Raw genomic sequence first — 23,995 nt, forward strand, 5'->3', positions numbered from 1 at the left:
TAGCCCGAGCCCCGCGTTTCAGGCTACCTGAAAACCACGGCCCGGCAGAGATTTAACCTAATCTAACTGTGCACCCGCCGCACAAACAGCCCCGATGCCCGCCGTGCTACAATCCGCGCCGTTCCGACTCCCACCGCCCGCCATGCCCTATTTCGCCCTGTTTGACGACGCCCACAGCGGGCAGGCCCGCCTGCTGACCCAGCACCGCCGCAGCCTGCGCCTGAGCCCCGACCAACTCGACCGCCTCGATGCCGAACTGCAAGCGGGCTGGGCACAAGGCTGGCACGTCTGCCTCTGCCTGCCCTACGAATTCGGCCACGCCCTGCATTACCCCGAACCGGGCCACGGCCGCAACAGCGCCGGCATCCACTGGTTTGCCGAAGAAACCCTGCTCGACCCCGAGGCGCTCAACCATTGGCTGTCCGCCTACCGCACCGACGACAGCGCCGGCCTCTGCGCCCTCGCCGCCGACACCGACGAAACCGGCTACCTGAAACACATTGCCGACATCCAAGCCGCCATTGCCCGCGGCGAGGTGTATCAAATCAATTACACCACCCGCCTGCACAGCGAAAGCTACGGCAGCCCCGCCGCCCTCTACCGCCGTCTGCGCCAACGCCAGCCCGTGCCCTACGGCTTCCTCGCCAAACTGCCTGAAGAAGCCCACCAATGGACGCTCTGTCTCTCCCCCGAGCTGTTTCTGCGCATCGGCGAAGACGGCAGCGTGGAAACCGAGCCGATGAAAGGCACCGCCCCGCTTTTGGGCGACGAAGGCGACGCCGAACGCGCCGAAGCCCTGCGCCTCGACCCGAAAAACCGCGCCGAAAACGTGATGATTGTCGATTTGCTGCGCAACGACCTCGGCCGCATCGCCGTCACCGGCGGCGTGAGCGTGCCCGAAGTCTTCACCGTGCGCCCCTTCGGCCAAGTGTGGCAGATGACCAGCCGCATCCGCGCCCTGCCCCGCCCCGGCACCACCGCCGCCCAACTCCTGCGCGCCACCTTCCCCTGCGGCTCCATCACCGGCGCACCCAAACACATGAGCCTGGAAAAAATCCGCCAACTCGAAAGCAGCCCGCGCCACCTCTACACCGGCAGCATAGGCTACCTGAAACCCTGCCCCAGCGGCCTCGGCTTTCACGGCACCCTCAACGTGGCCATCCGCACCCTGCTGCTCAACCCGCTGCCCGACAGCAACCGCTACCGCGGCGTTTTCGGCGTTGGCAGCGGCATCGTAACCGACAGCCAAGCCGAAGACGAATACCGAGAATGCGGCTGGAAAGCCCGTTTTCTCAGTAGCCTGCCGCCCGATTTTTCCCTCATCGAAAGCATGCGTCTCGAACACGGCGCCTGCCCGCTGCTGCCCCTGCACCGCCGCCGCCTGCAGCACAGCGCCGACATCCTGCGCTTCCCGCCGCCCAATGAAGCGCTTTGGCAGCACATCGCCGAACAGGCCTCGGCCGACCAACGCCCCGCTCTGCTGCGCCTCGAGTATTTCCCCGACGGCCGCGCCGAATTCAGCCTCCGGCCGCTGCACGAACTGCCCGCCGTCTCCCCTTACCTCATCCTCAGCCCCCTCAGCCTGCCGCGGCACGACTTTTTGCGCCGTTTCAAAACCAGCCGCCGCCGCCTGTTCGACCAAGCCTGGCAGCAGGCCGAAGCCCAAGGTGCCTTCGACAGCCTGCTGTTCAACGAAGACGGCCACCTCCTCGAAGGCGGCCGCAGCAGCATCTTCGTGCGCTTCGGCAGCATTTGGTACACCCCGCCGCTGTCGCTCGACATCCTCGACAGCGTGATGCGGCAGCGGATACTGGCCGACCCCGAAACCCATCTGGGCGCCGACACCGACAGCGTGCAGGAAGGCTTGATGACCCGCCGCACGCTGCTGCAGGCCGACGAAATCGTGGCCGCCAACGCCGTACGCGGCGTGATGCGGATGCATTTGCAGACAAGCGCTTAAACCAAGCCCAATCCATGATGGGGTTTTCAGGTAGCCTGAGGCCTTTGCAACAGCCAAACCAAAGGCTACCTGAAAACGCTTTCAGGTAGCCTAGAATGTATGCGGCTCTCCCGCCCGCAGCCTTACGGCGCTTCCGCTTTCTGCAAGCTATACAAATCCGCCATCTCGCCTTCCAAACGGTTGCCTTCGGCATCCATTCCCCAGATGCGGTTTTCGCCCACCAGGTAATAGCGCTGGTCGCCCGCTTCGTCCAAACGGATGCGGCTGCCGTCGTCCAGCCATTCAAAGCGGCCGGATACCTCGGTGCGCACCGGCTCGCGCTCCAGATAGGTTTCCACCAAGCGGTAGCCGCCGTCCTGCTGCAACACCAGCTCGGTTTCGATGGCTTCGCAGGAGCCGCACGGCAGTTTGCCGCGGTAGGTGCCGGCCCAATCCAGCACGTCGCGGCTGGGGTGGGCGCCGTCAGCAAGCGGCTGCGATACGGCGGCAGCCGGGGCGGAAGCCGCAGAAGCGGCCTGCGGGGCGGCGCCATCTTGCGGCGAACAGGCGGCCAGCAAAACCGCTGCCGCAATCCAAACATAATGTTTCATGTCATCACTCCGGTTTCAACACATCGGTATCGGTGGCCGACGCCGAAGCGGCTGGCGGTTCGGCAGCCGCCTCCTCGGCCAAACGGGCTTTTTCCGCCTCCAGATAACGCTGGATGGTCTGTACCAATTCCTGCGTGCCCTGATGGGTGAGCGCGCTGATGCGGAACACGCGCGGGGTATCGCGGTCGAAGCCGAAGCGGTCGTCCGGCTCGGGATAATCCCAGCCGATGGCGCTTAAAAATTCGGCCACCCGGCTTGCCTGCTCGTCTTCGGGCAGCATGTCGAACTTGTTCAACACCAGCCAGCGCGGCTTCTGATACAGCGCTTCGTCGTAACGGCGCAGCTCGTCCACAATCGCCAGGGCTTCGGCGGCGGGGTTGGCGGCCTCATCAAAAGGCGCCAAATCCACCACGTGCAGCAAGAGGCCGGTGCGCGCCAAATGCTTCAGAAAGCGGTGGCCCAGCCCCGCGCCCTCGGCCGCGCCTTCAATCAGGCCGGGAATGTCGGCCATCACAAAGCTGTGATTTTCGTCCAAACGCACCACGCCCAAATTCGGATGCAGGGTGGTAAACGGATAATCGGCCACTTTCGGGCGGGCGGCGGATACGGCGCGGATCAGGGTGGATTTGCCGGCATTGGGCATGCCGAGCAGGCCCACGTCGGCCAGCACTTTCAATTCCAGCTGCAGGCTGCGCGCCTCGCCTTCCTCGCCGGGCGTGGACTGCTTGGGCGCGCGGTTGACCGAGGATTTGAAATGGATGTTGCCCAAGCCGCCTTTGCCGCCGCGCGCCAGGCAAACGCGCTGGCCGTGGTGGGTGAGGTCGGCCACGATTTCGTCGGTGTCGGTGTCGCGGATCACGGTACCGACCGGCATTTTGAGTTCGATGTCGTCCGCGCCCGCGCCGTAGCGGTCGGAGCCATGTCCCTTCTCACCGTTTTTGGCCTGATAGCGTTTGACAAAGCGGTATTCCACTAAGGTGTTCACGTTTTCGTCGGCCACGGCAAACACGCTGCCGCCGCGGCCGCCGTCACCGCCGTCAGGACCGCCGCGCGGCACGAATTTCTCGCGCCGGAAGCTCACCGCGCCGTTGCCGCCGCGGCCGGCAACCACTTCGATTTTGGCTTCGTCAATAAATTTCATGGATGGGTTTCCGATTGGTTTTTGAATTCTTGATATGACAGGCTACCTGAACACTAAAACGCCGCCACAAACAGGGCCACGATGCAGACCAAGCCGACGGTAAACGAGAGCGAGCGCAGGGTGTGTTTGTCGCAGATATAGCAATAGATATACAGCAGGCGGCTGGCCACAAACAGCAGCGCCCAAAAATTGATCACGCCTTGGACAGCCCCGCCGGTGGCGTGCGCCACCAGCACGGCGGCGGCAAAGGGGGCGAACACTTCGTAGCTGTTTTGCTGGGCGGCGTTGGCACGGGCGGCGCGGCCTTCGGTTTTGGCCAGAAAATCGCGCGGATTGCGGTTGTCGGCGGCAAAGTTGAAACCGGCCGCCTTTTTGGCGTAGGCGGCGCAAAACAGGGGCAGAAACACGGCTATCAAAATGCAGAAATAGGCTAAAGTCACGACGCACCTCCTTCGGGCGGCAAACACAAAACGCAAAGCGCTCCGCATTATAAAGGATAATCCGCCCCTTCCCTTATCTTTCTGCCGGCTCTGTGGCACAATCCGCGCTTCGTTTTTCTTTTCAGGTAGCCCGTGATGAATCCTCTGCGTAATCTGATGCACGCCAAACTGCTGGTGGTGAAAGTCGGCTCCAGCCTGGTCACCGCCGGCGGCGACGGCATCGACCAGCAGGCGCTGGCGCGTTGGGCGGCGCAGATTGCGGCGCTCAAAACACGCGGCGTGCAAGTGGTGTGGGTGTCGAGCGGGGCGATTGCCGAGGGCATCAAGCGTTTGGGCTGGCCCGGCCGACCCAAGGCTTTGAACGAATTGCAGGCCGCCGCCGCCGTGGGGCAGATGGGGCTGGCGCAGGCTTATGAAAACGTGTTCGCCCCACTGGGCATGCACACCGCGCAAATCCTGCTCACCCACGAAGACCTCAGCAACCGCACACGCTACCTGAACGCCCGCAGCACCCTGCGCACCTTGCTGGCCAAAGGCATTGTGCCGGTGATCAACGAAAACGACACCGTCACCACCGAAGAAATCAAACTCGGCGACAACGACACCCTCGGCGCTTTGGTGACCAACCTCATCGAAGCCGACGCGCTGGTGATCCTCACCGACCAGCACGGCCTTTACGACAGCGATCCGCGCCGCAACCCCTCCGCCCGCCTGATTCCCCACATCGCCGCCGACCACCCCGATTTGGAACGCATGGCCGGCGGCGCGGGCAGCAGCGTGGGCACCGGCGGCATGTACACCAAGGTGCTGGCCGCCCGCCGCGCCGCACTCAGCGGCGCTTCCACCGTGGTGGCCTCCGGCCGGGAAACCGACATTCTGCTGCGGCTGGCCGAAGGCGAGAGCATCGGCACCCTGTTTACCCCGGCATATAGCCGCCTCAACGCACGCAAACAATGGCTGCTCGGCCATGTGCAGCTGTGCGGCAGCGTGGTGGTGGACGACGGCGCCGCCCGCGCGCTGACCGAGAAAAACGGCAGCCTGCTGCCGGTGGGCTGCGTGTCGGTGCAGGGGCAGTTTCACCGCGGCGAACTGGTGGCGGTGCTCGACGGCCAAGGCCGCGAAATCGCCCGCGGCCTGGCCAATTACGCCAGCGGCGAAACCGCCAAAATCCTGCGCACGCCGTCGGAGCAGATCGCCGCCCGGCTGGGCTATGTGTCGGAAGACGAGCTGATCCACCGCGACAATATGGCATTGGTGCGCTGACTGCATCATCAATCATCAAGGCTACCTGAAACCCTTTCAGGTAGCCTTTTTACCTTATCGGCCGCCAAGCTAACGCTCATCCACCACCACAAAACCTGCCACCACCGGCAAAGCCGGCGGATAGCGTTTTTGGTCTTTCGGAGGGGCATACAGCGGAAAATGCAGCTGGCCGCCGTGCAGCGACAGCTGCCGCTGCGGCGTGCTGTACACGGTCAGAATCCGCTCCACCGCAGCCGAACGGCGCGCGTCGGGCGGCAAACGGTACAGCGCAATCAGGGCGCGCATCGCATTCAGGCGCATCTGGCTATCCTGCATACGGCGAACATAACCCGCAAAATCCACCCGCATATCGTCCGCAGTCAGGCCGCAGCCCGCCGCATTGCCGATGCAGGCCCAGCGTTGCGCCCAGCCTTGGCGCGGCGGCGGCATATCCGGCCACGCTTGGTCGCGCCCCAGAATATCGGCCGCCGAGCCGCGGCAGGCCGGCGCATAATGGGGCGCCAAACGTGCTTCGCTGTGCGCTTCGTCCATCTGCAGTGCCGTCAGCCAACCCCAGGGCCGCTCGGCGGCAACGGAGACGGCAAAGTCGTGTACGGTTTGGCGGTAGAGGCGGAATTCGTCGCGCATGGCGCGGCAGAGGCTGAGTTCGGCCAGCGGCAACGGGTCGAACGCTTCCAAACAATCGTCAGGCAACTCGCCGGCCAATTGCGGCTGCTCGGCCAGAATGTGGGCGGCCACGTCGATATTGCGGCGCAATACGGCACTGCCGACCATCGGATAAATCAAGCCCGGACGGCCCTGCAGCAGCAGGCGGCCGGTTTTCATCTGCCGGCAGGCTTGGCGCAGGCCGGCTGCCGCGCCCTGCTGCTGCCACAGCAACAGCGGATACAGTGTACCCTCTTGCGTGAGCGGGCGCAGATTGGGCATTCTCAGGCTCTCCACTCCGCTGTGCCCGTCGGGCCAATAGGAGTGGTGGAACACATCGTAATCGGCCAAGGCGTCGATATTGGCCAACAGCCGCTCGCGGCCGGCCAAAGCGTTTGGGATGGCGGCGGGGTCGCTACGCATCTGGCTGATGCACGCGGCCACGGTGTCCTCCAAACAGGCCGGGGACTCCATTTCCATTTCATGCAGGCGGCGGGGTGCCAAATCGGTCATCATCTGCGGCGAATGGTTCATGGCCGCGCCGTAACGGCGCACCAATTCTTCCTGCTCGGCAGGAGGAATATCGTGGTTGAACAACCACAAAGCGGCAAAAACGTTGCGCTGCCCGGCGGCGGGCGGCGGCTCTTCCGCATTCAGCAGGCGCACATCGGCGGCCGCGGCTTCAATCTGCCGCGCCTGAAGCCATTGCGGCAGCCCGTAAAACAAGGCCACAGAAAGGGCCGCACACGCGGCGGCCAAACTGAAAAACAAGCGCATGGCGCTTTCTCCCCAATCAAATCCGATGGTGTTGGCACACGCCGTTTCAGGTAGCCTGTTCGGCCAACACCGCTTCAATTACTTCCTGCGCGCCGTCGTCGGCCAGCTTTTTGGCCACGGCACGGCCGAGGGCATCCGCATAAGCCAGCGGCGCCTGCGCCGATGCCTGCAAAATCACCGAGCCGTCGGGATGGCCGACCAAACCGTGCAGGGTGAGCAGCCCTTCGCCTTCGGTGCAGTAGGCGGCCAAGGGCACTTGGCAGCTGCCGCCCAAGGCTCGTGCCAGAGCGCGTTCGGCGGTAACGCAGGCATTGCTCAGCGGGTGGTTGAGCGGGTTGAGGATTTCCAGCAAATCGTAACGGCCCGCGGCAATCTCTATGCCCAAAGCGCCTTGGCCGGCGGCGGGCAGGCTGTCGGCGGGCGAGAGGATTTGGCGGATGCGGCCGTCCAAACCCAAACGCTGCAGGCCGGCCGCCGCCAGAATCACGGCTTGGTATTCGCCGGCGTCGAGCTTGGCCAAACGGGTTTGCACATTGCCGCGCAAGGGCCGCACCTGCAGATGCGGATAACGCGCGCGCAACTGGGCTTCGCGGCGCAGGCTGGACGTGCCCACCACCGCGCCGGCCGGCAGGTCTTCCAAACGCTCGAAATCATTGGCCACAAAAGCATCGAAAGGATTGGCCCGCTCGCTGACGGCGGCCAGCGTGAAACCTTCGGGCAGCGCCATCGGCACGTCTTTCATCGAATGCACGGCCAAATCTGCGCGGCCGTCTTGCAGCGCCTGTTCCAGCTCTTTGATAAACAGCCCTTTGCCGCCGATTTTCGACAAAGTGCGGTCGAGAATCTGGTCGCCGCGCGTGGTCATGCCCAAAATGCTGACTTCGCAATCGGGATACAGCGTCTGCAGGCGGCTGCGGATGTGTTCGGCCTGCCACATGGCCAACGCGCTCTCGCGGCTGGCAATGACCAATTTTTTCGGATGCATACTGAAGTTTCCGGCTCAGAAAAAAGGCGGCTAGTCTACCACGAAACCCGCCAAGCGGCGTATTGACGCCCGTGCCCCCGGCTTCCATAATCGGCAGGCCGGCTGCTGCAGGCTACCTGAAACGACGGCCAACCGGAGATTTGCCCATGAAACGCCACCCGCTGTTGATTCCCCTGTCGCAAGACCACCACCATTCGCTGGCTTTGTGCCTGCGGATACTGCGCGACCCCGCGGCCGACCACCGTGCCGACATCGCCGCCCACCAAAACGATTTGCTGGCCCACTTCGCCGCCGAAGAAGCGCAGTTCGCCCCCTTGTGGGCCGCGCTCGGGCAGCCCGAGCTGCAAGCGCGTTTTAACGAAGACCACGCCCGCCTGCGCGCCATGCTGGCCGCCCCGGCTTGGGACGATGCCGAATGGAAACGCCAGTTTGCCGAAACCCTGCGCGAACACGCCCGTTTTGAAGAACGGGTGCTGTTTCCCGCCCTCACGCCCCTGCTGCCTGAGCGCCTGCTCTAAGCTTTCTTGTGAAACGGTTTTGAGTGGCAAAAACCACGCATACCAAGAGAAAGGCGCAGTCGGCGTATTCCCTTCCCCCGATTATTGACCTCACACCCACCATGAACATCCTCTCTCCCCGCCACCCCCTGTGGGGCATGGCCTTCCGCCCTTTCTATCTCTTGGCCGCCTGCTACGGTGCGCTGTCCGTTTTGCTGTGGGGCTTCGGCCACACCGGCACCGCCGCCCTGCCCGGCTTTTACTGGCACGCCCACGAAATGATTTGGGGCTACACCGGCGCGGTGGTGGTGGGTTTTCTGCTCACCGCCGTGGCCACTTGGACCGGCCAGCCGCGCACACAAGGCAAAGCGCTGATGCTGCTGGCCGCCCTGTGGCTGCTGGCGCGGCTGGGCGCGTTTGTCGGCGTGTTGGCAATACCGGGGGCGGCGGCCGGCGTGGCGTTTTATTGGCTGGCGGCGGGGTATATGGGCGCGGCGGTGTGGCGCAGCCGCAACCGGCGCAATTATCTGGCGGTGGCGGCCTTGGCGGTGTTCGGCCTGCTGTTGGCGGTGTTTCAGTTTCAGGTAGCCCGCGGCCGCTTTGACGGCCTGCAAAACGGCTTGTTGGCCGGCTTAAGCGTAGTGGCCGGCTTTATCGGCCTCATCGGCATGCGCGTGGTGCCGTTTTTCACCGCCAAACGGCTGGGCGGCGAACAAGTGGCGTCCCATCCCCATATCATGACCGCGTCGCTGGCCGCGCCGCTGCTGATGGCACTGCTGTACGGCTTTCAGGTAGCCTTGCCCGCGGCGGCGGCCGTTGCCGTGGCCACCGGCGGCCTGCTGCTGGTGCAAACACGGCGCTGGTGGCGGCCGGAAGTGGCGAAAGAGCCGATGCTGTGGGTGCTGTTTCTCGGCTTTGCCTTTACCGGCGCGGGCTTAATCGTGATGGGCATCGGCCATTGGCTGCCGAAGTGGAACAGCTTGGGCGTGCATCTGTTTGCCGTGGGCGGCATCGGCGTGATGACTGTGGGCATGATGGTGCGCACCGCGCTGGGGCACACCGGCCGGCCGCTTTATCCCGCGCCCAAGCTGATGACGACCGCTTTTTGGCTGATGACCGCGGCCGCTTTGGTGCGCGCGCTGGCGGCGGTGATGCTGTATGTACAGCCGACTGCCTACCAGCACAGCCTCTATCTTTCCGCCGCCCTGTTTGCCGCCGCGCTTTTACTGTATCTTTGGCGTTACCTGCCGTGGCTGATTGCGCCGCGCACGGACGGCAAAGCGGGATAAAGCTTTCCCGATCAAACAAAAAAGCACTTCGCTTGGAAGTGCTTTTTCTATGGGGCGCGCAGGCGGCCCGAGACCTTTGCAAAACCTCCAGATGTGGATGCAGTTCAAGGCGTAGCAGCGCAGCGAGTGTGAACACCAGGAATCCCTGTGGGACAGACATATCATGAAGATAGGCAAGCGAGCGAGCAGTACCCATAGGGCATAAACGCACAACGCGGAAATGCGCCACAGATGGGGGTTTTGCAAAGGTCTCGGCCCATCTCATTTAACGATGTAGGTAACACCGGTGGCGGTTTCCTTGAACGTAACGTCCACCAGATAGTTTTGATTGCCGCATTGCACCACCCAGATTTCCTGCCATTGGCGCTGGCCGACGGCGCCGCTGGGCTCGGCTTTTAAAAACGGCGCAACACCCTGCGGCGATTGGCAGCCCTGGGTGTGGGCACTGATCATCACAGGCGTCATGGTGTCGCGCACCAGAATTTCATTGGCCATCGAGCCCGCACGAATGGCGCCGGCCGGTGCCTCCAACGAGGGTTGCGCCACGGCACAAGCAGCCGCCGATAGAACAGCAAAGGCAAATAAGGTGCGTGCAGAAATCATGTTTTTTCCTTTTACAACTTACAACAAAAACAGGGGCGGCGGCCAAACAGGCTGTCCGCAGCAGGATGGCGATTATAACCGTGCAGGCAACGCAGCCCGCTGGTCTTTACTTACTGAAACACAGATTTGACCAAAGTGACCAAGCGGGTGTTTTGCCAAACGTGCTGAGGCTACCTGGAAACCCTAACCGGCCTTTCAGGTAGCCTGAGACCTTCGCTTTCTATCAACGGCCGGGAAACAAGCCTTTCATGCCCTGCGCCATGCGCATCAGCTTGCCCATGCCCTTGCCGCTGAACATCTTCATCATTTTTTGCGACTGCTCGAACTGCTTGAGCATTTTGTTCACTTCCTGCACGCTCACGCCCGCGCCGGCGGCGATGCGGCGTTTGCGGCTGGCCTTGATCAGCGCGGGGTTGCTGCGCTCTTTCGGCGTCATCGAATTGATGATGGCCTCCACGCGGCCCATGGCTTTTTCCGCCGTGCCTTCGGGAATCTGCGCCGAGAGCTGGCCGAATTCGCCCGGCAGCTTGGACATCAGCGATTCCAAACCGCCCATGTTTTTCATCTGCTGAATCTGCGCTTTGAAATCGTTGAGGTCGAAGCCCTTGCCTTTGTGCAGCTTTTTCGCCATTTCGGCGGCCACTTCCTCGTCGATGCCCTTTTGCACGTCTTCAATCAGGGTGAGCACGTCGCCCATGCCCAAAATGCGGCTGGCAATGCGGTCGGGGTGGAAAGGCTCCAAGCCGCTGATTTTCTCGCCGGTACCGATAAACTTAATCGGCTTGCCGGTTACTTGGCGCACCGACAAAGCCGCGCCGCCGCGCGAATCGCCGTCCATCTTGGTGAGCACCACGCCGGTGAGCGGCAGCGCCTCGTTAAACGCCTGCGCGGTGTTCACCGCGTCTTGGCCGAGCATGGCATCCACCACAAACAGGGTTTCCACCGGCTTCACCGCCGCATGTAGCGCCTTGATTTCGTCCATCATCTCCTGATCGATGGCCAGGCGGCCGGCGGTATCCACCATCAGCACGTCGTAAAAATGCTTTTTGGCATAATCCAGCGCCGCCGCGGCAATCGCCACCGGCTGCTGCGAGGTATCGGAAGGGAAGAAGTTCACGCCCACCTGCTCGGCCAGCAGGCGCAGCTGCTCGATGGCCGCGGGGCGGTATACGTCGGCCGACACCAGCAGGATTTTCTTTTTGCCTTCGCTTTTCAGCAGGCGCGCCAGCTTGCCCGCAGTGGTGGTTTTACCCGCGCCCTGCAAACCGGCCATCAGCACCACCGCCGGCGGCACGGCGGCCAGATTGAGGCTGCTGTTCTGCGTGCCCATCAATTCGGCCAGCTCTTGGTTCACGATGCCGATAAAAGCCTGGCCGGGCGTGAGGCTGTCGGCAATTTCGCGGCCGATGGCGCGCTCTTTTACCTTGGCTACAAAATCCTTCACCACCGGCAGGGCCACATCGGCCTCCAACAGCGCCATGCGCACTTCGCGCAGCGCGTCTTTGATATTGTCTTCGCTCAAACGTGCCTGACCGCGCAGGTTTTTGCTCATCTGGCTCAGGCGGCTGGATAAGTTTTCTAACATGGTTGTCCTTATGTTTCGGCAAACCGGCGCCGGCAAACGCCCGCGCCGTAGGGCGTGTCTTCATCATGCTTGCGAAGCGGTTTTTTGAGGCAAAATCTGCAGCTTCAAGGCTCACTCGAAGAGGGCGGTTTGACACGCTTCGCTAGTCAAGCCAGCCAGCGCAGCAAGATTGGACATCTTGCGAGCATTTTTAACGCCGCAGATGCGGGTTTTGACCAAAAATACCGCCGCAACGCTTTATGACGGCACGCCCTAGGGGTTTTGTTATAAAATCGCCGCATTTTACACCACGCGCGCGGCACAGTCGCCGAAATTGTCCCGAAACCGACATCGGGCTACCTGAACGCCCGCCGCCAGCTTAAAGCCCCACCATGACCCTGCTTTCCCTTTTACTGGCCGCTTTTTATGCCGCCATGAGCGCCTTTGTTTGGCGCTTCGGCCGCCCCAACGCCCCGCAGCACTATCCGCTCAAGGGCGAAATGGCGGTGCTGATCCCCGCCCTCTTGGCGCACGCCGCCGCCGTTTGGCTGCCCGTGGTGCAGCAGCAGGCCTTTCTTTCCGGCTTCGGCTACGCCTTAAGCATGGTTACCTGGCTGATGCTGATGCTGTATTGGGGCGGCAGTTTTTTCTATCCGCTCAAAGGGCTGCAACTGCTGCTCTACCCGCTGGCCGCCTTGGGCATGCTGGCCGCCGCCCTGCTGCCGCAGCACACCGGCGGCACCGCCGTGGCCCACCTGCCCTTTGTGCTGCACATCACCGCCTCCCTGCTTTCCTACAGCCTGTTCGGCATCGCCGCCCTGTTTGCCTGGCTGATTCTGCTGCTCGACCGCGATCTGCGCCGCCACCGCTTTTCCCCCTTGGTTTCTTTCCTGCCGCCGCTGCTCAGCCTGGAAAAACTGATGTTCCAAAGCATGCTGCTCGGCTTTGTCCTGCTCACTGTTTCCGCCCTCAGCGGCACCGTATTCGCCCCCGCCGTGTTCGGCCACCCGATGGCGTGGACGCACAAAACCGTTTTCGGCCTCGCCGCCTGGCTGATTTACGCCATGATTCTGCTGCTGCACCGCACCCGCCGCTGGCGCGGCCGCAAAGCCGCCTGCTGGTGCCTCGCCGGCTTCGCCAGCCTGATGCTGGCCTATATCGGCAGTAAATTTGTGCTGCAGGTGTTGTTGCAGCGGGGGTAGTCAAAGATGGCGGATAGGGAACAGGCTACCTGAAAGGGTTTCAGGTAGCCTTTAGTTTTCTTAACAGGTATGTTTTATCTATCTAAGCGCTCCATGGTGCATAGAAAGCCATCACCCATTACTTAAAGAAAAATCAATCTTGCAAAGAAATGTCATACCAAAGCTTAAATCGCTCAAAATACGGGGTAAATATATCCGGATGATCATGCGCTGCCTGCTGTAACATGGCAAAAATTTCCACACACTTTCTCTTCTGTAAATTATCAGAAAGGCAAACAGCCCGGTACAGCCTATCAGCCTCTTCGGATTTTCCCGCCAAGACCAATAGATTTGCCTGTTTTATCAACAAATCAGGGCTTGAATTCATGTGCAAAACCCGCTTGCCAAGCTGTATGTGATGCTCTAAATTTTCATCACTAACCGGCAAAATAGTATAAATCATTAAATCATCATATTCACCATAGCCAAAAACTTTTCCCAACTTCTTGTATGAGTCCAAATTTTCTTCAACTGCATCATGCGCCATTTCTATTTGATAGGCAACACTGATATAGTTTTGATAATGGCGAATATAAAAAATACTTCCCAAAAATACCAGCGCTGAGATGCTTATCCCCAGCCAGCGGTAGTGCTTACTTAAAGGGGTAAGCGGCTTCTCTATAACTGCAATAAAAAAAGCAGCCAACATGAGAAAGCGCAAATACCACAAAGGAAATTCACTAAGAGAATATAAAAATATAATGGATAAGACGGAATAAGAAAATGCACAATATAAAGGCAATTTACATTTAAAATTACGGATCAATACCCAGAAAAATCCCAAAATAATTAATAACCCAAACACACCTAACTCAGCCGCAAGCTGTGCAATAAAATTGTGAGCATGATGCGAGGAAGTAAACCAGCTTACCTCCTCAAAGTTTTGGGCATTAACGCCATTGAAATTTCCCCAGCCGATTCCGAGAAGCCAGTTATCTTGAAAAGCAAGCCAAGCATTTTCCAGCAGCGCCTTCCTTAAAACAAAAAAACCTTCCCCCGAACCAAATCTCCCAACAGCAGTCACCCCGCCAGGCAGATAGCGATTTAAGATGAACTCGCCTAATACATACCCCAAAGAAGCAAGCAAAATAAACAGCACAGCCAAACTCAAGCGGCGGCGCAATGGAACAGCATAAAAAATTGCGCAGCTGACTGCCGCCGCCCCTGCTAGAATCATCCCTCCCCGGCTGGCTGATAATGCAACGCCCATTGCCAAGAAAAAAACAGATATTGCACAAAAGAAATGTATGATTTTCTTTTCTTTAGCATTGAAAAATAAATATACCGCTGCACAAATTCCCATGGCCTCAACAAATGCAGCCTGATTCACTTGAGCAATATTTCCGGTTAAGCGATTTCCCGAAATAGGGAAAAACAAGATGCCGGTCAATGGATTTTGCGGCATCAACTGGGCAACTTGACTCAAAGCTGTCAATAGCCCAACCGTTACCAATAATATGGCCACCCAATAAACAAGCGTCTGCTTGGTGGTTTCATTTAAATTAAGTACACCCCAGGCTAAAAACAGGCATAAAAAAACCGACGCAATGGGAAAAACCAAGCCGTCAGGATACATAATCTGATTCAACAGCGGCTGCAGAAGCAAACAGAACAGCAAAGCAAACCACAACAGCACTCCAGCGGAGATGGATCGGCATGTATCGTTTTTTTCACCGAGAAAGAATATACAGAGGCCCAAGCTTAACAAAGCCGCCACATACTGGTTGATATACATATCCAAGCCCAGTGATGGCAAATAATGTTGTATGCTCAACACGCCCCAAAAATAAGCGGCCGCAAAACAAAACAGAAAACTTCGAAGCGGCCAAGACAAATGCTGCATCATCAATCCAATCTAGGGGCGGCAAACGGAAGGTAAATAGAGGCTGTTTAAGTCATTCGAACGGCATGTCCACACATCACTGCCGCTGCTTACCCTTAAGCTCAGAATCAAAGTTTTGCCTTTCAAAGCATCCGCTACATTGCTGTTTCTAAATGTGGCAACCATTTCGCAAGTTTCCCCGGCTTGGCTGCTGGTCTGAGTACGGATGCGTTGCACATGATTGCCCAAAATATGGTTTTGATGCGCCACACCGAAATGATCGCTGTTTTGGTTGTCTGCACACGTTGCTGAACTATGATAGTTTTCCGCTACCGCACTTTTCATCCCGTTCATCAAATTCAATGCCTCGGAAACCTGCGCGCGCGCCACATAAACTTGGTACGCAGGTAATGCCATGGCGGCCAATACACCAATAATGGCAATCACAATCATCAGCTCAATCAAAGTAAAGCCTTTTAAGCCATGTGTTTTGAAACCATTTAATGGCGAAGAAACAAACCGATCCATATCCACCTCTTCTGAAAAGAAAGGCCGCAATAGCGCGGCCTTTTTTAAATTACATCACAGCTTTATTAGCGGCAAGCAGCAGGTAAATATTTGCTATTTGCAGAAGATGTGCACGCCCAAGTGTAAGAGCCACTTTGCTTGGTCGGTGTCAAAGTCAAAGTTTTACCTTGGATGCCGGCAGAAGTACCACTATTTCTCATGGTAGCAACAATTTTACCGTCAGTAGTGATTTCTACTTTCTCAACATATTTACCGTTAATATCTGCTGCTGCTGCAACACCTGCAGAAGCATTACTTGTCGGGAATACACCTTTATCTGCCTCATACTCGGTAACCGCACCTTTTTGGCCGCCAGCCAAGTTAAACGCTTCAGTCATTTGTGAGCGGGCGATGTAGTCTTGGTAAGCGGGCAGGGCGATGGCGGCCAGAATACCGATAATGGCGATCACAATCATCAGCTCGATCAAGGTAAAACCTTTTTGTACTTGTTTCAACATAATGAAATTCCTTTAAAAAATAAACAACGAAGTAAGTAGACAATCAACCTAAAAAAGAAAGGGTACTGCTTCGGAGGGTACGACAATGAAAACATACCTAACAAGCTTTGGAGCATCCTATTCTCCGCCGCCATGAGAAGGGTTCAGCAACGGGGATGCCAAAACAGCAGCCCAATATCCGAATTTATTTTTAATTATTTGAAATAATTTTGTTTTTATTTAATTTAGCTTAAATTTTAGGCTGGATTTTTACTTTATCTACCGCCTTTTGCCGCCTGAATCAACGCTCCAAACTGACATTTTTTGTCAGTTTTCTACCTCCGCTTCCGCAAAATCTGACTTTTTGCGGGGCAAAAGCAAGCACACTATGCCAAAAAACAAAGCAGGCTACCTGAACAGCGTTTCAGGTAGCCCTTTTGGCTGCCGCGCGATATATCGCCAGCCGTTCGCGTTTGCCTATGGCCAGCACGGTTACGGTAATCCGCTCTCCATCTACCCGATAAACCAAACGGTAGCCTGCGCCGCGCAGTTTGATTTTGTAGCAGTGCGGCATATTGTGCAGGGCAGCAGAGGGGATACGGGGTTCTTTTAGGCGTTCGACCAGTTTGGATTTGAATTGCCGCTTGATGCTGCCGTCCAGTTTGTCCCACTCCCGCTTGGCCGACGGCAGGAAATAGAGTTTATAAATCATCCAGCGCCACCTCTACGCCTGTTTCATTCGAGCGGCGGCGCACGGTTTCGGCATCTTCCAAATCTTCCAAATAATCCATGAGGGCTTCATAGCGGGCGGCGGGGATTAAGTAGGATTCCGGTTTGTTGTGGTTCAACACGGCCACTGCGCCGTCGGCCTCGGCTACGATGGCGGCGTAATTGCGCTTCAATTCGGTCACGCTGACGGTGTAGTCGGCTAAGATGGTGTGCATACGTTACTCCTCTCAAAAGATGCTTTATTTTATGCTTTATTCAGCATCTTTTTCAATATCGAGTTGATTGCGCTAAAAAACGCTTTTGCTTTAAACGGTTCCACATGCAACTGTGGTATGTGGTAGGTAGGAGCAGAAAATTCTTCTCCCTATTCCGCAGCAGCCTTTTCTTCTTCGCTTTTGTTCAACTTTTTCAAAAACTGCCGCACTTTCTCCAAATCTTCCAAGCGCAGCAGTTTGCCGGTTTGTTCGGCCAGGGCTTGGCTGTCGCTTTGGATGACCACGTTTTTCACGGCCAGCAGGTTGCTGGTGTTCATGGAGAAGCGGCGCAGGCCGAGGCCGAGCAGCAGGCGAGTGTAGTGCAGATCGCCGGCCATTTCGCCGCATACGGAAACGGGTTTGCCTAGGCGGTCGGCGGTGCGGATGATGTTTTGCAAGAGCTTGAGCACGGCGGGGTGGGCGGGCTGGTAGAGGTGGCTGACGCTGTCGTCGCCGCGGTCTACGGAGAGGGTGTATTGGATGAGGTCGTTGGTGCCGACGGAGATGAAATCCAGCGATTTGAGCAGGGTGGCTACGGTAATAGCGGCGGAGGGAATTTCGATCATGGCGCCCACTTCGATGCTGCCGTAGGTTTCGCCGCGTTCGTCGAGCTGTTTGCGCGCGGTGGCCAGGTGGGTGAGGCATTGGCGGATTTCGTCTATCGAGCCGATCATGGGCCACATCATTTTCACCGGGCCGTGCGCGGCGGCGCGCAGGATGGCGCGCATTTGGGTGCGGAACATCACCGGCTCGGCCAGGCACAAACGGATGCCGGTGAGGCCGAGGGCGGGATTGAGGGCGTGGTTTTGGCCGAACCAGCGCGGGTTTTTGTCTACGCCCAAATCGACGGTGCGGACGGTGAGCGGCTTGCCTTTGAGTTTTTTCACCAGGCTGCTGTACACGCGGTATTGCTCTTCTTCGTCGGGCTGGGTGTCGCGGTTGAGATAGAGGAATTCGCTGCGGAACAGGCCCACGCCGTCGGCGGAGAGTTTGTGCAGCAGGCGGATGTCCTGCACGGATTCGATGTTGGCCAGCAGCTCGATGTTCACGCCGTCGCGGGTGGTGGCTTCGCTGTCTTTCAGTTTGTTGAGCAGACGTTTCTGGCTGCGGTAGAGGCGGTCGCGCTTGCGGTATTCGGCCAGAATCAGCTCGTCGGGATTGATGATGAGCACGCCGCTGATGCCGTCCACAATCACCCATTCGTCTTCGGCAATCAGTTCGCGCGCATTGTGCAGGCCGACCACGGAAGGAATATCGAGACTGCGGCCAAGGATGGCGGTGTGGCTGGTGGGGCCGCCGGCGTCGGTGGCGAAGCCGGCGATGCGCTGTTCTTTAAAAAATACGGTGTCGGCGGGGGCGAGGTCGTGCGCCACCAAGATGATGTCGTCGGTTTCGTTTTCGGGGCGCAGCAATTCGGTATCGAGACCGGCCAGGTTTTTATAAATCCGTTCGGCTACCTGAAGCATGTCTTGCTTGCGCTCGCGCAGATAGGCGTCGTCGATGGCATCGAACTGTTCGGAGAGTTTGTCGGTTTGCAGCTTGAGCGCCCATTCGGCGTTGATGCTTTGGGCGCGGATGATGTCGATGGGTTCGCGCGAGAGGGTGACGTCGGTGAGCAGCATCAGGTGCAAGGAAATAAACGCCCCCAGCTCGGTGGGCGCGTTTTCGGGAATCGCGCTGCGCAACTGCTCGAGCTGGCGGCGGGTCACTTTGATGGCGGTTTCGAAACGGGCGGCTTCGCCTTCGATTTCGTCGGGCTCCAAATCGACATGCGGCACTTCTTCCATGCCGCGCGCGGGCAGGTGCGCCCGCCCGATGGCGATGCCGCCCCCCACCGCCACGCCGTGCAAGACTACGCTCATGTTTACTCGCCTTCGTCGAAATAGTTGTTGATCAAGGCCAGCAGGGCATTCATGGCGGCGGCTTCGTCGGCGCCGTCGGTTTCGATTTCAATCACCGCGCCTTTGGCGGCAGCCAACATCATCAAGCCCATGATGCTTTTGCCGTTTACCCGTTTGCCGTCGCGGCTCACCCATACGTCCGACTGGAAGCCGCCGGCGGTTTGGGTGAATTTGCACGAGGCCCGCGCATGCAGGCCGAGCTTGTTGATGATTTCCGCTTCCTGTTTCAGCATGATGCGTCTCCCTCTTGCGAATGTAAACAAACAATACCGTCCAAACCGGTTTGCCGCACTTTTTGGGCGAATACCACCAAATCCTGCGCTTGCGGCGCGTATTGCAGGGCTTTGATCACCATCGGCGCATTCATGCCGGCCAACACCACGCGCCCGCCGTCCGCCAACAGGCGGCTGCCCACATTGCAGGGGGTAGCGCCGTAAATATCGGCCAACACCAGCACGCCGCTGCCGGCATCCACCCTCGCCGCTTCGGCGCGCGCCCGCTGCCACACCGCTTCCGGGTCTTCCTGCGGATGTACGCCGACAATGCCCAGATACTCGGGCACCCCGCCGAAGAAGTGCTCGGCCAGTTCGGTATAGGATTTGCCCAAGGTTTCATGGGTCATCAGGATTAAGCCGATCATGCGTGGTCCTCAAACAAACATACGGTATGGGCTTTCAGGTAACCTGCAATGGCTTGGGCAGGCTACCTGAAAGCCCGTTCGGTGAATTTAACTCAACCAATAATAAATATACAGCCCGGCAATGCTGAACAACACTACTAAGGCGCAACCCAGCTTGGCCACCACGCCGACGATAAAGCCGATAAAGGTGCCGACGCCCACTTTGCCCGCACGCAGCAGATTGCGCCGCGCCCAAAATTCGCCGGCCGCCGCGCCCACCAAGGGGCCGAACACCATGCCGGGCAGCGCAAAAAACAGCCCCACCAAGCCGCCGATGACCGAACCCCAAAGCGCCTCTTTGCTGGCACCGGTAAACTTCGCGCCCAGCAAGCCGGACACATAATCCAACGCCATCGCCACCGCCAGCAGCACGCCCATCACAATCAGCGCGGTCGAGCCGATGACTTGGTAATCCTGGCTGTAGGCCAGCAGCCAGGCGCCCATAAACATCAGCGGCATGCCCGGCAGCGCCGGATGCACCGCGCCCAACAAACCCACCAGCAGCAGAATCAGCGCCAGCGTAATCAAAATGGCTGTCATATTTGGATATCCTTTAGTCAACAGGTTTTCAGGTAGCCTGGGGCGTGTCGTCAAAAAACATGGCGGCAGTCTTTACTCACAACCACTGCCCAAGCTTTCCGGCAACACGCCCTAAATCAGGGCGGCCGCCCGATTTTAAAGCCTTGCCGCGCGGGCAGCCATATATTAGAACGCCGCCGGCCAAAGGTAAACCGCGGCCATACCACCGCCCCTTTTTCCCGCGTATAATAGCGGCCTTCGCTCTTTAACAAATCCCTGCATCAACCCCTTGCCGCCCCTGCCGGCGGTTTCATCACAGGAAAACCCCATGAATCCCGTTCTCAACACCGCCTTCAAGGCCGCCCGCCGCGCCGGCGACATGATGGTGCGCGCTGCCAACAATCTGTCTGCCGTGAAAGTGGACAGCAAAGCCTTCAACGACTTCGTTTCCGAAATCGACCGCAACGCCGAAGCCATCATCAGCGACATCCTGCTCGAGGCCTATCCCCAGCACAGAATCACCGCCGAAGAAGGCGGCAGCCGCGGCAACCCGCGCGCCGAATACGAATGGATCATCGACCCCTTGGACGGCACCACCAACTACCTGCACGGCCATCCGCAATACGCCATTTCCATGGCCCTGCTGCACAAAGGCGTGTTGCAGGAAGCCTTGGTTTACGCCCCCGAGCGCAACGATTTATACATGGCCTCGCGCGGCAAAGGCGCCCTGCTCAACGACCGCCGCATCCGCGTTTCCAACCGCATCGAAATGAACCGCAGCCTGATCGGCACCGGCTTTCCGGTGGTGGATCAAAGCATGATGGACCGCTATTTGGCCATTCTGCGAGATTTCTTGGCCAAAACCGCCGGCGCCCGCCGCGAAGGCGCCGCCTCTTTGGATTTGTGCGCCGTGGCCTGCGGCCGTTTCGACGGCTTTTTCGAATTCAACCTCAAGCCGTGGGACATCGCGGCCGGCGCGCTGATTGTGCAGGAAGCCGGCGGCATCGTCACCGATTTGCGCGGCAACGAGGGCTGGCTGGAAAGCGGCGACATTGTGGCGGCCAATCCGAAAGTGCTGGCCCAAATGCTGAAAATCATCGCCCCGCATCTGCCCGCCGACAGTGCCACTGCAGACAATTGACGGCCTGATTCGTCCACATCATAAAAGGCTACCTGAAAACGAGCTATGCAGAACTTGCGCAGCTCGTTTTCAGGTAGCCTTTTTTCTATTTGCTACAAATGCTTATTGTTTCATGGCATTGACCATGGCGTTCACATTGTAGTGGAACATCTGCTCGTAAGTGGCGGCCGGCGCACCGCGGCTGAGGGCGTCGGTGTAGAGTTTGCCGTTGATGCGGATGCCGGTTTCCTGAGCGATGCGCTGCACCATGCGCGCATCTTTGATGTTTTCGCTAAACGCCGCGCGAATGTTTTGGCTGCGGATTTGGCGGATCAAAGCCGCCACCTGTTGCGCGGAAGGCTGGGCATCGGTACTGACGCCTTGCGGGGCAACGAATTCCACTTTGTAGCGCTGGCCCAGATAGCCGAACGAATGGTGGCCGATCAACACTTTGCGCCGCGCCTGCGGCACGCTGTTGAACTGACTGTTTGCCCACTGGTGCAGGGCATTGAGCCGGCCCTGATAGTCGGTGAGGCGCTGTTGGTAATAGGCGCGGCCTTCGGGGTCCACGCGGATCAGGGCGTTGGCCACATTCTGCGCGTAAGTGCGCATCAGTACGGGATCGCTCCACACATGGGGGTCGAATTCGCCGTGGTCGTGATGATGATGGTCATGGCCGTGGTCATGATCGTGATGATGGTGGTCGTGCGCTTCGGCTTTTAGCGGGCGGATGCCTTGGGTGGCTTCGGCAAAGGGTACGCCGCTTTGGCGGATGCCGCGCATCACCGCCGCCTGCTCGAAGCCCAAGCCGTTCACCAGCACCAGCTTGGCATTGCGCACGGTGCGCAAATCCCGGCTGGTGAGGTTGTAGGCATGCGCGTCTTGGTCGGGGCCGACCAGATTGGTTACGTTGACGCGCTCGCCGCCCACCTGCTTGGCCACATCGCCCAAAATGCTGAAACTGGCCACCACTTCCATCGGCGCGGCATACAGGCTACCTGAAAACAGGGCGGCCACCAGGCCGAGCTTCCATCGTTTCATGTTCATCTTCCAACTCCTTTTCGTTGATCCAATCAAACCGTTTTGTGCCGGCCGCGCCACCACTTCGGCAGCATGCCGCCCTCGCGGCCGGCAAACAGCGACACCGCATACAACCCGCCCAGCCACAAAATAATCGCCGGGCCCGACGGAATGTCCACATAATAAGAAAACAACAGCCCGCAGAAACTGCACAACAGCGCAAACAGCACCGCCAGGCCGATCAACCCGCCCATGCTGCGCGCCCACAAACGGGCGGTAATCGCCGGCAGCATCATCAGCCCCACCGACATCAGCGTGCCCATGGCCTGAAAGCCGGCCACCAGATTCAGCACCACCAGCATCAGAAACAGCACGTGCCACAAACCGCCCTTGCCGTTGACCGCACGCAGAAACAGCGGGTCCACGCTCTCCAACATCAGCGGGCGGTAAATCACCGCCAAGGTGAGCACCGACACCGCACTCACGCACCACACCAGCAGCAGCGAAGCGTCATCCACCGCCAGCACCGAGCCGAACAGCAGATGCAGCAAATCCACATTGCTGCCGTGACTGCTCACCAGCACCACCCCCAAGGCCAGGCTGGCCAGATAAAAGGCGGCAAAATTGGCGTCTTCTTTCAAATTGGTCAACCGGCTCACCAGCCCGGCCAGCAGCGCCATGGCGATGCCGGCGGCAAAGCCGCCGATGCTCATTGCCGGCAGGCTGAGCGTGCCAGTGAGCATATAGCCTGCCGCCGCACCGGGCAGCACCGCATGGCCGAGCGCATCGCCAATCAGGCTCATGCGCCGCATCACCAGAAACACGCCCACCGGCGCGGCACCGACGGCCAAAAACAACACCGAAGCCAAGGCATAGCGCATAAAGCTATCGGCGAAGGGGTCGGTGATCAATTCGATTAAATTCATCAGCACACTTCGGTAAACACGGGAAAACAGACAGAGACCTTGGTCAAGCCTCCAATATGGACACTGTTCAAGACGCAACAGCGCACAACACAGAAATGCGGCACAGATGCAGGTTTTGCCAAGATCTCAGGCTACCTGAAAACAGAACGGGATTGGGTCATCAAAGGCGTATCGTCAGCGCTCGCACCACTCCCGGCTTTCCATCTGCCGCATCGCATCGTTGGCGGCTTTCAGGTAGCCTGCCGTCAGCACCTCGCCGCTGGCGCCGGCGGCAATTTTTTCGCGGGCAATCAACAGGGTGTGCGGAAAATGGGCCCGCACCTGCTCGTAATCGTGCAGCACGGCCACCACCGCCCGTCCTTCCTGACGGTGGCATTGGTCCAACAGGTCCAGCAGCGCCTCGGTGGTGCGGGCGTCCACCGCATTAAACGGTTCGTCCAGCAGCAGAAAGCGCGCATCCTGTACCAACATACGGGCAAACAACACGCGCTGGAATTGGCCGTTGGACAGCTGGCTGATCGGGCGGCGGGCGAAATCCGCCATCCCCACCCGCGCCAGCGCTTCCCACACCCGCTCTTTCTGCCGGCGGTTGATGCCGCCGAAAAAGCCGATTTCGTACCACAGGCCCAAAGCCGCCAATTCGTACACCGACATCGGCTGGCTGCGGTCGGTTTCCGCCTGCTGGGGCAGATAGGCAATATCGCGGCGCGACAATCCTTCCCACAACACCGCGCCGGTATCCGCCTGCAGCAGACCCATCACCGCCTTCAGCAGCGTGGACTTACCGGCACCGTTGGGCCCGCACAGCGCCCATTTGCCGCCCGCCTCAAAAGCGCAGCAAACATGATGCACCACCGGATGCCGGCGGTAGCTCACGGTAAGGTTGTCCACCAAAATGCTCATGCGGCCACCGCCCAAAAAAATAAGGCCGCCATCACGGCAATCAGCGCCGCGGCCAGCAACAGACGGCCGCCGAGGCCGCCGAGCAACCAAGAATACATACCCAAGGCAGTCTTTCGTTGATCC

General features: G+C 59.0%; 25 protein-coding genes and 1 pseudogene. 6 read left to right on the plus strand and 20 right to left on the minus strand.

Annotation, left to right across the window (positions count from 1 at the left end):
• Positions 1–142 precede the first annotated feature (142 nt).
• Positions 143–1,960, plus strand: coding sequence for a bifunctional chorismate-binding protein/class IV aminotransferase (locus tag HMPREF9371_RS09490; RefSeq protein ID WP_009119873.1), 1,818 nt, complete (start codon positions 143–145; stop codon positions 1,958–1,960).
• A gap of 122 nt (positions 1,961–2,082) precedes the next feature.
• Here HMPREF9371_RS09490 and HMPREF9371_RS09495 read toward each other — a convergent pair whose 3' ends face one another.
• Genes HMPREF9371_RS09495 through HMPREF9371_RS09505 form a run of 3 tightly spaced genes read right to left on the minus strand, consistent with a single transcriptional unit; the run spans position 2,083 to position 4,131 of the window.
• Positions 2,083–2,550: a copper resistance protein NlpE gene (locus tag HMPREF9371_RS09495; RefSeq protein WP_009119874.1), complete on the minus strand. Its 468-nt coding sequence runs from the start codon at positions 2,548–2,550 to the stop codon at positions 2,083–2,085.
• Positions 2,551–2,554: 4 nt separating this feature from the next.
• Positions 2,555–3,691 carry a GTPase ObgE gene (gene obgE, locus HMPREF9371_RS09500; RefSeq protein ID WP_009119875.1) on the minus strand — a complete coding sequence of 379 codons (1,137 nt, stop codon included), beginning with the start codon at positions 3,689–3,691 and terminating at the stop codon, positions 2,555–2,557.
• A 53-nt stretch (positions 3,692–3,744) separates the two neighbouring features.
• Positions 3,745–4,131: an MAPEG family protein gene (locus HMPREF9371_RS09505; RefSeq protein WP_040660465.1), complete on the minus strand. Its 387-nt coding sequence runs from the start codon at positions 4,129–4,131 to the stop codon at positions 3,745–3,747.
• Between the two features lie 135 nt (positions 4,132–4,266).
• Between HMPREF9371_RS09505 and proB the strand changes: the two genes are divergently transcribed.
• On the plus strand, positions 4,267–5,394 hold the full coding sequence (gene proB / locus HMPREF9371_RS09510; protein ID WP_009119877.1) for a glutamate 5-kinase: 1,128 nt from the start codon (positions 4,267–4,269) through the stop codon (positions 5,392–5,394).
• Positions 5,395–5,463: 69 nt separating this feature from the next.
• Here the strand turns inward: proB and HMPREF9371_RS09515 are convergent, their stop codons facing one another.
• Both HMPREF9371_RS09515 and hemC read right to left on the minus strand, forming a co-directional pair.
• Positions 5,464–6,894, minus strand: coding sequence for a hypothetical protein (locus HMPREF9371_RS09515; RefSeq protein ID WP_156787024.1), 1,431 nt, complete (start codon positions 6,892–6,894; stop codon positions 5,464–5,466).
• Positions 6,863–7,801, minus strand: a complete 939-nt coding sequence (hemC, locus tag HMPREF9371_RS09520; protein ID WP_009119879.1) for a hydroxymethylbilane synthase — start codon at positions 7,799–7,801, stop codon at positions 6,863–6,865. The genes HMPREF9371_RS09515 and hemC overlap by 32 nt, the downstream gene beginning before the upstream one ends.
• A gap of 146 nt (positions 7,802–7,947) precedes the next feature.
• On the opposite strand from hemC, the gene HMPREF9371_RS09525 reads away from it, so the two are divergent.
• On the plus strand, positions 7,948–8,319 hold the full coding sequence (locus HMPREF9371_RS09525) for a hemerythrin domain-containing protein (RefSeq protein WP_009119880.1): 372 nt from the start codon (positions 7,948–7,950) through the stop codon (positions 8,317–8,319).
• 101 nt (positions 8,320–8,420) lie between these two features.
• Entirely contained in the window at positions 8,421–9,587 is a 1,167-nt protein-coding gene (locus HMPREF9371_RS09530; RefSeq protein ID WP_009119881.1) for an NnrS family protein, read from the plus strand.
• 64 nt (positions 9,588–9,651) lie between these two features.
• Here HMPREF9371_RS09530 and HMPREF9371_RS13645 read toward each other — a convergent pair.
• The 3 genes and pseudogenes from HMPREF9371_RS13645 to ffh all read right to left on the minus strand — a co-directional run.
• Positions 9,652–9,833: pseudogene (locus HMPREF9371_RS13645) on the minus strand (hypothetical protein); the annotation flags it as partial.
• A gap of 15 nt (positions 9,834–9,848) precedes the next feature.
• The gene (locus HMPREF9371_RS09535; RefSeq protein ID WP_009119882.1) at positions 9,849–10,190 is read right to left on the minus strand and encodes a hypothetical protein; all 342 of its coding nucleotides are present in this window, start codon (positions 10,188–10,190) and stop codon (positions 9,849–9,851) included.
• A gap of 223 nt (positions 10,191–10,413) precedes the next feature.
• On the minus strand, positions 10,414–11,775 hold the full coding sequence (gene ffh / locus HMPREF9371_RS09540; protein ID WP_009119884.1) for a signal recognition particle protein: 1,362 nt from the start codon (positions 11,773–11,775) through the stop codon (positions 10,414–10,416).
• 371 nt (positions 11,776–12,146) lie between these two features.
• Here ffh and HMPREF9371_RS09545 point away from each other — a divergent pair, with 371 nt between their 5' ends.
• Positions 12,147–12,956 (plus strand): cytochrome C assembly family protein, encoded by an 810-nt coding sequence (locus HMPREF9371_RS09545; protein WP_009119885.1) that lies wholly within the window; start codon positions 12,147–12,149, stop codon positions 12,954–12,956.
• A gap of 133 nt (positions 12,957–13,089) precedes the next feature.
• Here HMPREF9371_RS09545 and HMPREF9371_RS09550 read toward each other — a convergent pair whose 3' ends face one another.
• The 9 genes from HMPREF9371_RS09550 to HMPREF9371_RS09590 form a co-directional block, all read right to left on the minus strand.
• A complete protein-coding gene (locus HMPREF9371_RS09550; protein ID WP_009119886.1) occupies positions 13,090–14,841 on the minus strand; it encodes a PglL family O-oligosaccharyltransferase in 1,752 nt (583 codons plus the stop codon).
• Positions 14,842–14,850: 9 nt separating this feature from the next.
• The gene (locus HMPREF9371_RS13805) at positions 14,851–15,345 is read right to left on the minus strand and encodes a pilin (protein WP_009119887.1); all 495 of its coding nucleotides are present in this window, start codon (positions 15,343–15,345) and stop codon (positions 14,851–14,853) included.
• A gap of 65 nt (positions 15,346–15,410) precedes the next feature.
• Positions 15,411–15,842: a pilin gene (locus HMPREF9371_RS09560; RefSeq protein ID WP_009119888.1), complete on the minus strand. Its 432-nt coding sequence runs from the start codon at positions 15,840–15,842 to the stop codon at positions 15,411–15,413.
• Between the two features lie 403 nt (positions 15,843–16,245).
• A complete protein-coding gene (locus tag HMPREF9371_RS09565) occupies positions 16,246–16,533 on the minus strand; it encodes a type II toxin-antitoxin system RelE family toxin (RefSeq protein ID WP_009119889.1) in 288 nt (95 codons plus the stop codon).
• Positions 16,523–16,765: a type II toxin-antitoxin system Phd/YefM family antitoxin gene (locus tag HMPREF9371_RS09570; protein ID WP_009119890.1), complete on the minus strand. Its 243-nt coding sequence runs from the start codon at positions 16,763–16,765 to the stop codon at positions 16,523–16,525. The genes HMPREF9371_RS09565 and HMPREF9371_RS09570 overlap by 11 nt, the downstream gene beginning before the upstream one ends.
• Before the next feature lie 149 nt (positions 16,766–16,914).
• Positions 16,915–18,666 (minus strand): phosphoenolpyruvate--protein phosphotransferase, encoded by a 1,752-nt coding sequence (gene ptsP / locus HMPREF9371_RS09575; protein ID WP_009119892.1) that lies wholly within the window; start codon positions 18,664–18,666, stop codon positions 16,915–16,917.
• A gap of 2 nt (positions 18,667–18,668) precedes the next feature.
• Positions 18,669–18,938: an HPr family phosphocarrier protein gene (locus tag HMPREF9371_RS09580; protein WP_009119893.1), complete on the minus strand. Its 270-nt coding sequence runs from the start codon at positions 18,936–18,938 to the stop codon at positions 18,669–18,671.
• Entirely contained in the window at positions 18,932–19,345 is a 414-nt protein-coding gene (locus tag HMPREF9371_RS09585) for a PTS sugar transporter subunit IIA (protein ID WP_009119894.1), read from the minus strand. The genes HMPREF9371_RS09580 and HMPREF9371_RS09585 overlap by 7 nt, the downstream gene beginning before the upstream one ends.
• Before the next feature lie 87 nt (positions 19,346–19,432).
• Positions 19,433–19,924: a DUF456 domain-containing protein gene (locus HMPREF9371_RS09590; RefSeq protein WP_009119895.1), complete on the minus strand. Its 492-nt coding sequence runs from the start codon at positions 19,922–19,924 to the stop codon at positions 19,433–19,435.
• 307 nt (positions 19,925–20,231) lie between these two features.
• On the opposite strand from HMPREF9371_RS09590, the gene HMPREF9371_RS09595 reads away from it, so the two are divergent.
• Positions 20,232–21,044: an inositol monophosphatase family protein gene (locus tag HMPREF9371_RS09595; protein WP_009119898.1), complete on the plus strand. Its 813-nt coding sequence runs from the start codon at positions 20,232–20,234 to the stop codon at positions 21,042–21,044.
• A 102-nt stretch (positions 21,045–21,146) separates the two neighbouring features.
• Here HMPREF9371_RS09595 and HMPREF9371_RS09600 read toward each other — a convergent pair whose 3' ends face one another.
• The 3 genes from HMPREF9371_RS09600 to HMPREF9371_RS09610 all read right to left on the minus strand — a co-directional run bounded on the left by HMPREF9371_RS09600 (position 21,147) and on the right by HMPREF9371_RS09610 (position 23,872).
• Positions 21,147–22,064: a metal ABC transporter solute-binding protein, Zn/Mn family gene (locus tag HMPREF9371_RS09600; protein ID WP_040661091.1), complete on the minus strand. Its 918-nt coding sequence runs from the start codon at positions 22,062–22,064 to the stop codon at positions 21,147–21,149.
• A 32-nt stretch (positions 22,065–22,096) separates the two neighbouring features.
• The gene (locus HMPREF9371_RS09605) at positions 22,097–22,969 is read right to left on the minus strand and encodes a metal ABC transporter permease (protein WP_009119900.1); all 873 of its coding nucleotides are present in this window, start codon (positions 22,967–22,969) and stop codon (positions 22,097–22,099) included.
• A 174-nt stretch (positions 22,970–23,143) separates the two neighbouring features.
• Positions 23,144–23,872 (minus strand): metal ABC transporter ATP-binding protein, encoded by a 729-nt coding sequence (locus tag HMPREF9371_RS09610; RefSeq protein WP_009119901.1) that lies wholly within the window; start codon positions 23,870–23,872, stop codon positions 23,144–23,146.
• Between the last annotated feature and the right edge of the window lie 123 nt (positions 23,873–23,995).

The sequence above is a fragment of the Neisseria shayeganii 871 genome, from assembly GCF_000226875.1.
Lineage (GTDB): Bacteria > Pseudomonadota > Gammaproteobacteria > Burkholderiales > Neisseriaceae > Eikenella > Eikenella shayeganii.

Coding starts and splice junctions, on each gene's coding strand:
- HMPREF9371_RS09490 (WP_009119873.1), top strand. CDS start 143: ATGCCCTATTTCGCCCTGTTTGACGACGCCCACAGCGGGCAGGCCCGC.
- HMPREF9371_RS09495 (WP_009119874.1), bottom strand. CDS start 2,550: ATGAAACATTATGTTTGGATTGCGGCAGCGGTTTTGCTGGCCGCCTGT.
- obgE (WP_009119875.1), bottom strand. CDS start 3,691: ATGAAATTTATTGACGAAGCCAAAATCGAAGTGGTTGCCGGCCGCGGC.
- proB (WP_009119877.1), top strand. CDS start 4,267: ATGAATCCTCTGCGTAATCTGATGCACGCCAAACTGCTGGTGGTGAAA.
- hemC (WP_009119879.1), bottom strand. CDS start 7,801: ATGCATCCGAAAAAATTGGTCATTGCCAGCCGCGAGAGCGCGTTGGCC.
- HMPREF9371_RS09525 (WP_009119880.1), top strand. CDS start 7,948: ATGAAACGCCACCCGCTGTTGATTCCCCTGTCGCAAGACCACCACCAT.
- HMPREF9371_RS09530 (WP_009119881.1), top strand. CDS start 8,421: ATGAACATCCTCTCTCCCCGCCACCCCCTGTGGGGCATGGCCTTCCGC.
- HMPREF9371_RS09535 (WP_009119882.1), bottom strand. CDS start 10,190: ATGATTTCTGCACGCACCTTATTTGCCTTTGCTGTTCTATCGGCGGCT.
- ffh (WP_009119884.1), bottom strand. CDS start 11,775: ATGTTAGAAAACTTATCCAGCCGCCTGAGCCAGATGAGCAAAAACCTG.
- HMPREF9371_RS09545 (WP_009119885.1), top strand. CDS start 12,147: ATGACCCTGCTTTCCCTTTTACTGGCCGCTTTTTATGCCGCCATGAGC.
- HMPREF9371_RS09550 (WP_009119886.1), bottom strand. CDS start 14,841: ATGATGCAGCATTTGTCTTGGCCGCTTCGAAGTTTTCTGTTTTGTTTT.
- HMPREF9371_RS13805 (WP_009119887.1), bottom strand. CDS start 15,345: ATGGATCGGTTTGTTTCTTCGCCATTAAATGGTTTCAAAACACATGGC.
- HMPREF9371_RS09560 (WP_009119888.1), bottom strand. CDS start 15,842: ATGTTGAAACAAGTACAAAAAGGTTTTACCTTGATCGAGCTGATGATT.
- HMPREF9371_RS09565 (WP_009119889.1), bottom strand. CDS start 16,533: ATGATTTATAAACTCTATTTCCTGCCGTCGGCCAAGCGGGAGTGGGAC.
- HMPREF9371_RS09570 (WP_009119890.1), bottom strand. CDS start 16,765: ATGCACACCATCTTAGCCGACTACACCGTCAGCGTGACCGAATTGAAG.
- ptsP (WP_009119892.1), bottom strand. CDS start 18,666: ATGAGCGTAGTCTTGCACGGCGTGGCGGTGGGGGGCGGCATCGCCATC.
- HMPREF9371_RS09580 (WP_009119893.1), bottom strand. CDS start 18,938: ATGCTGAAACAGGAAGCGGAAATCATCAACAAGCTCGGCCTGCATGCG.
- HMPREF9371_RS09585 (WP_009119894.1), bottom strand. CDS start 19,345: ATGATCGGCTTAATCCTGATGACCCATGAAACCTTGGGCAAATCCTAT.
- HMPREF9371_RS09590 (WP_009119895.1), bottom strand. CDS start 19,924: ATGACAGCCATTTTGATTACGCTGGCGCTGATTCTGCTGCTGGTGGGT.
- HMPREF9371_RS09595 (WP_009119898.1), top strand. CDS start 20,232: ATGAATCCCGTTCTCAACACCGCCTTCAAGGCCGCCCGCCGCGCCGGC.
- HMPREF9371_RS09600 (WP_040661091.1), bottom strand. CDS start 22,064: ATGAAACGATGGAAGCTCGGCCTGGTGGCCGCCCTGTTTTCAGGTAGC.
- HMPREF9371_RS09605 (WP_009119900.1), bottom strand. CDS start 22,969: ATGAATTTAATCGAATTGATCACCGACCCCTTCGCCGATAGCTTTATG.
- HMPREF9371_RS09610 (WP_009119901.1), bottom strand. CDS start 23,872: ATGAGCATTTTGGTGGACAACCTTACCGTGAGCTACCGCCGGCATCCG.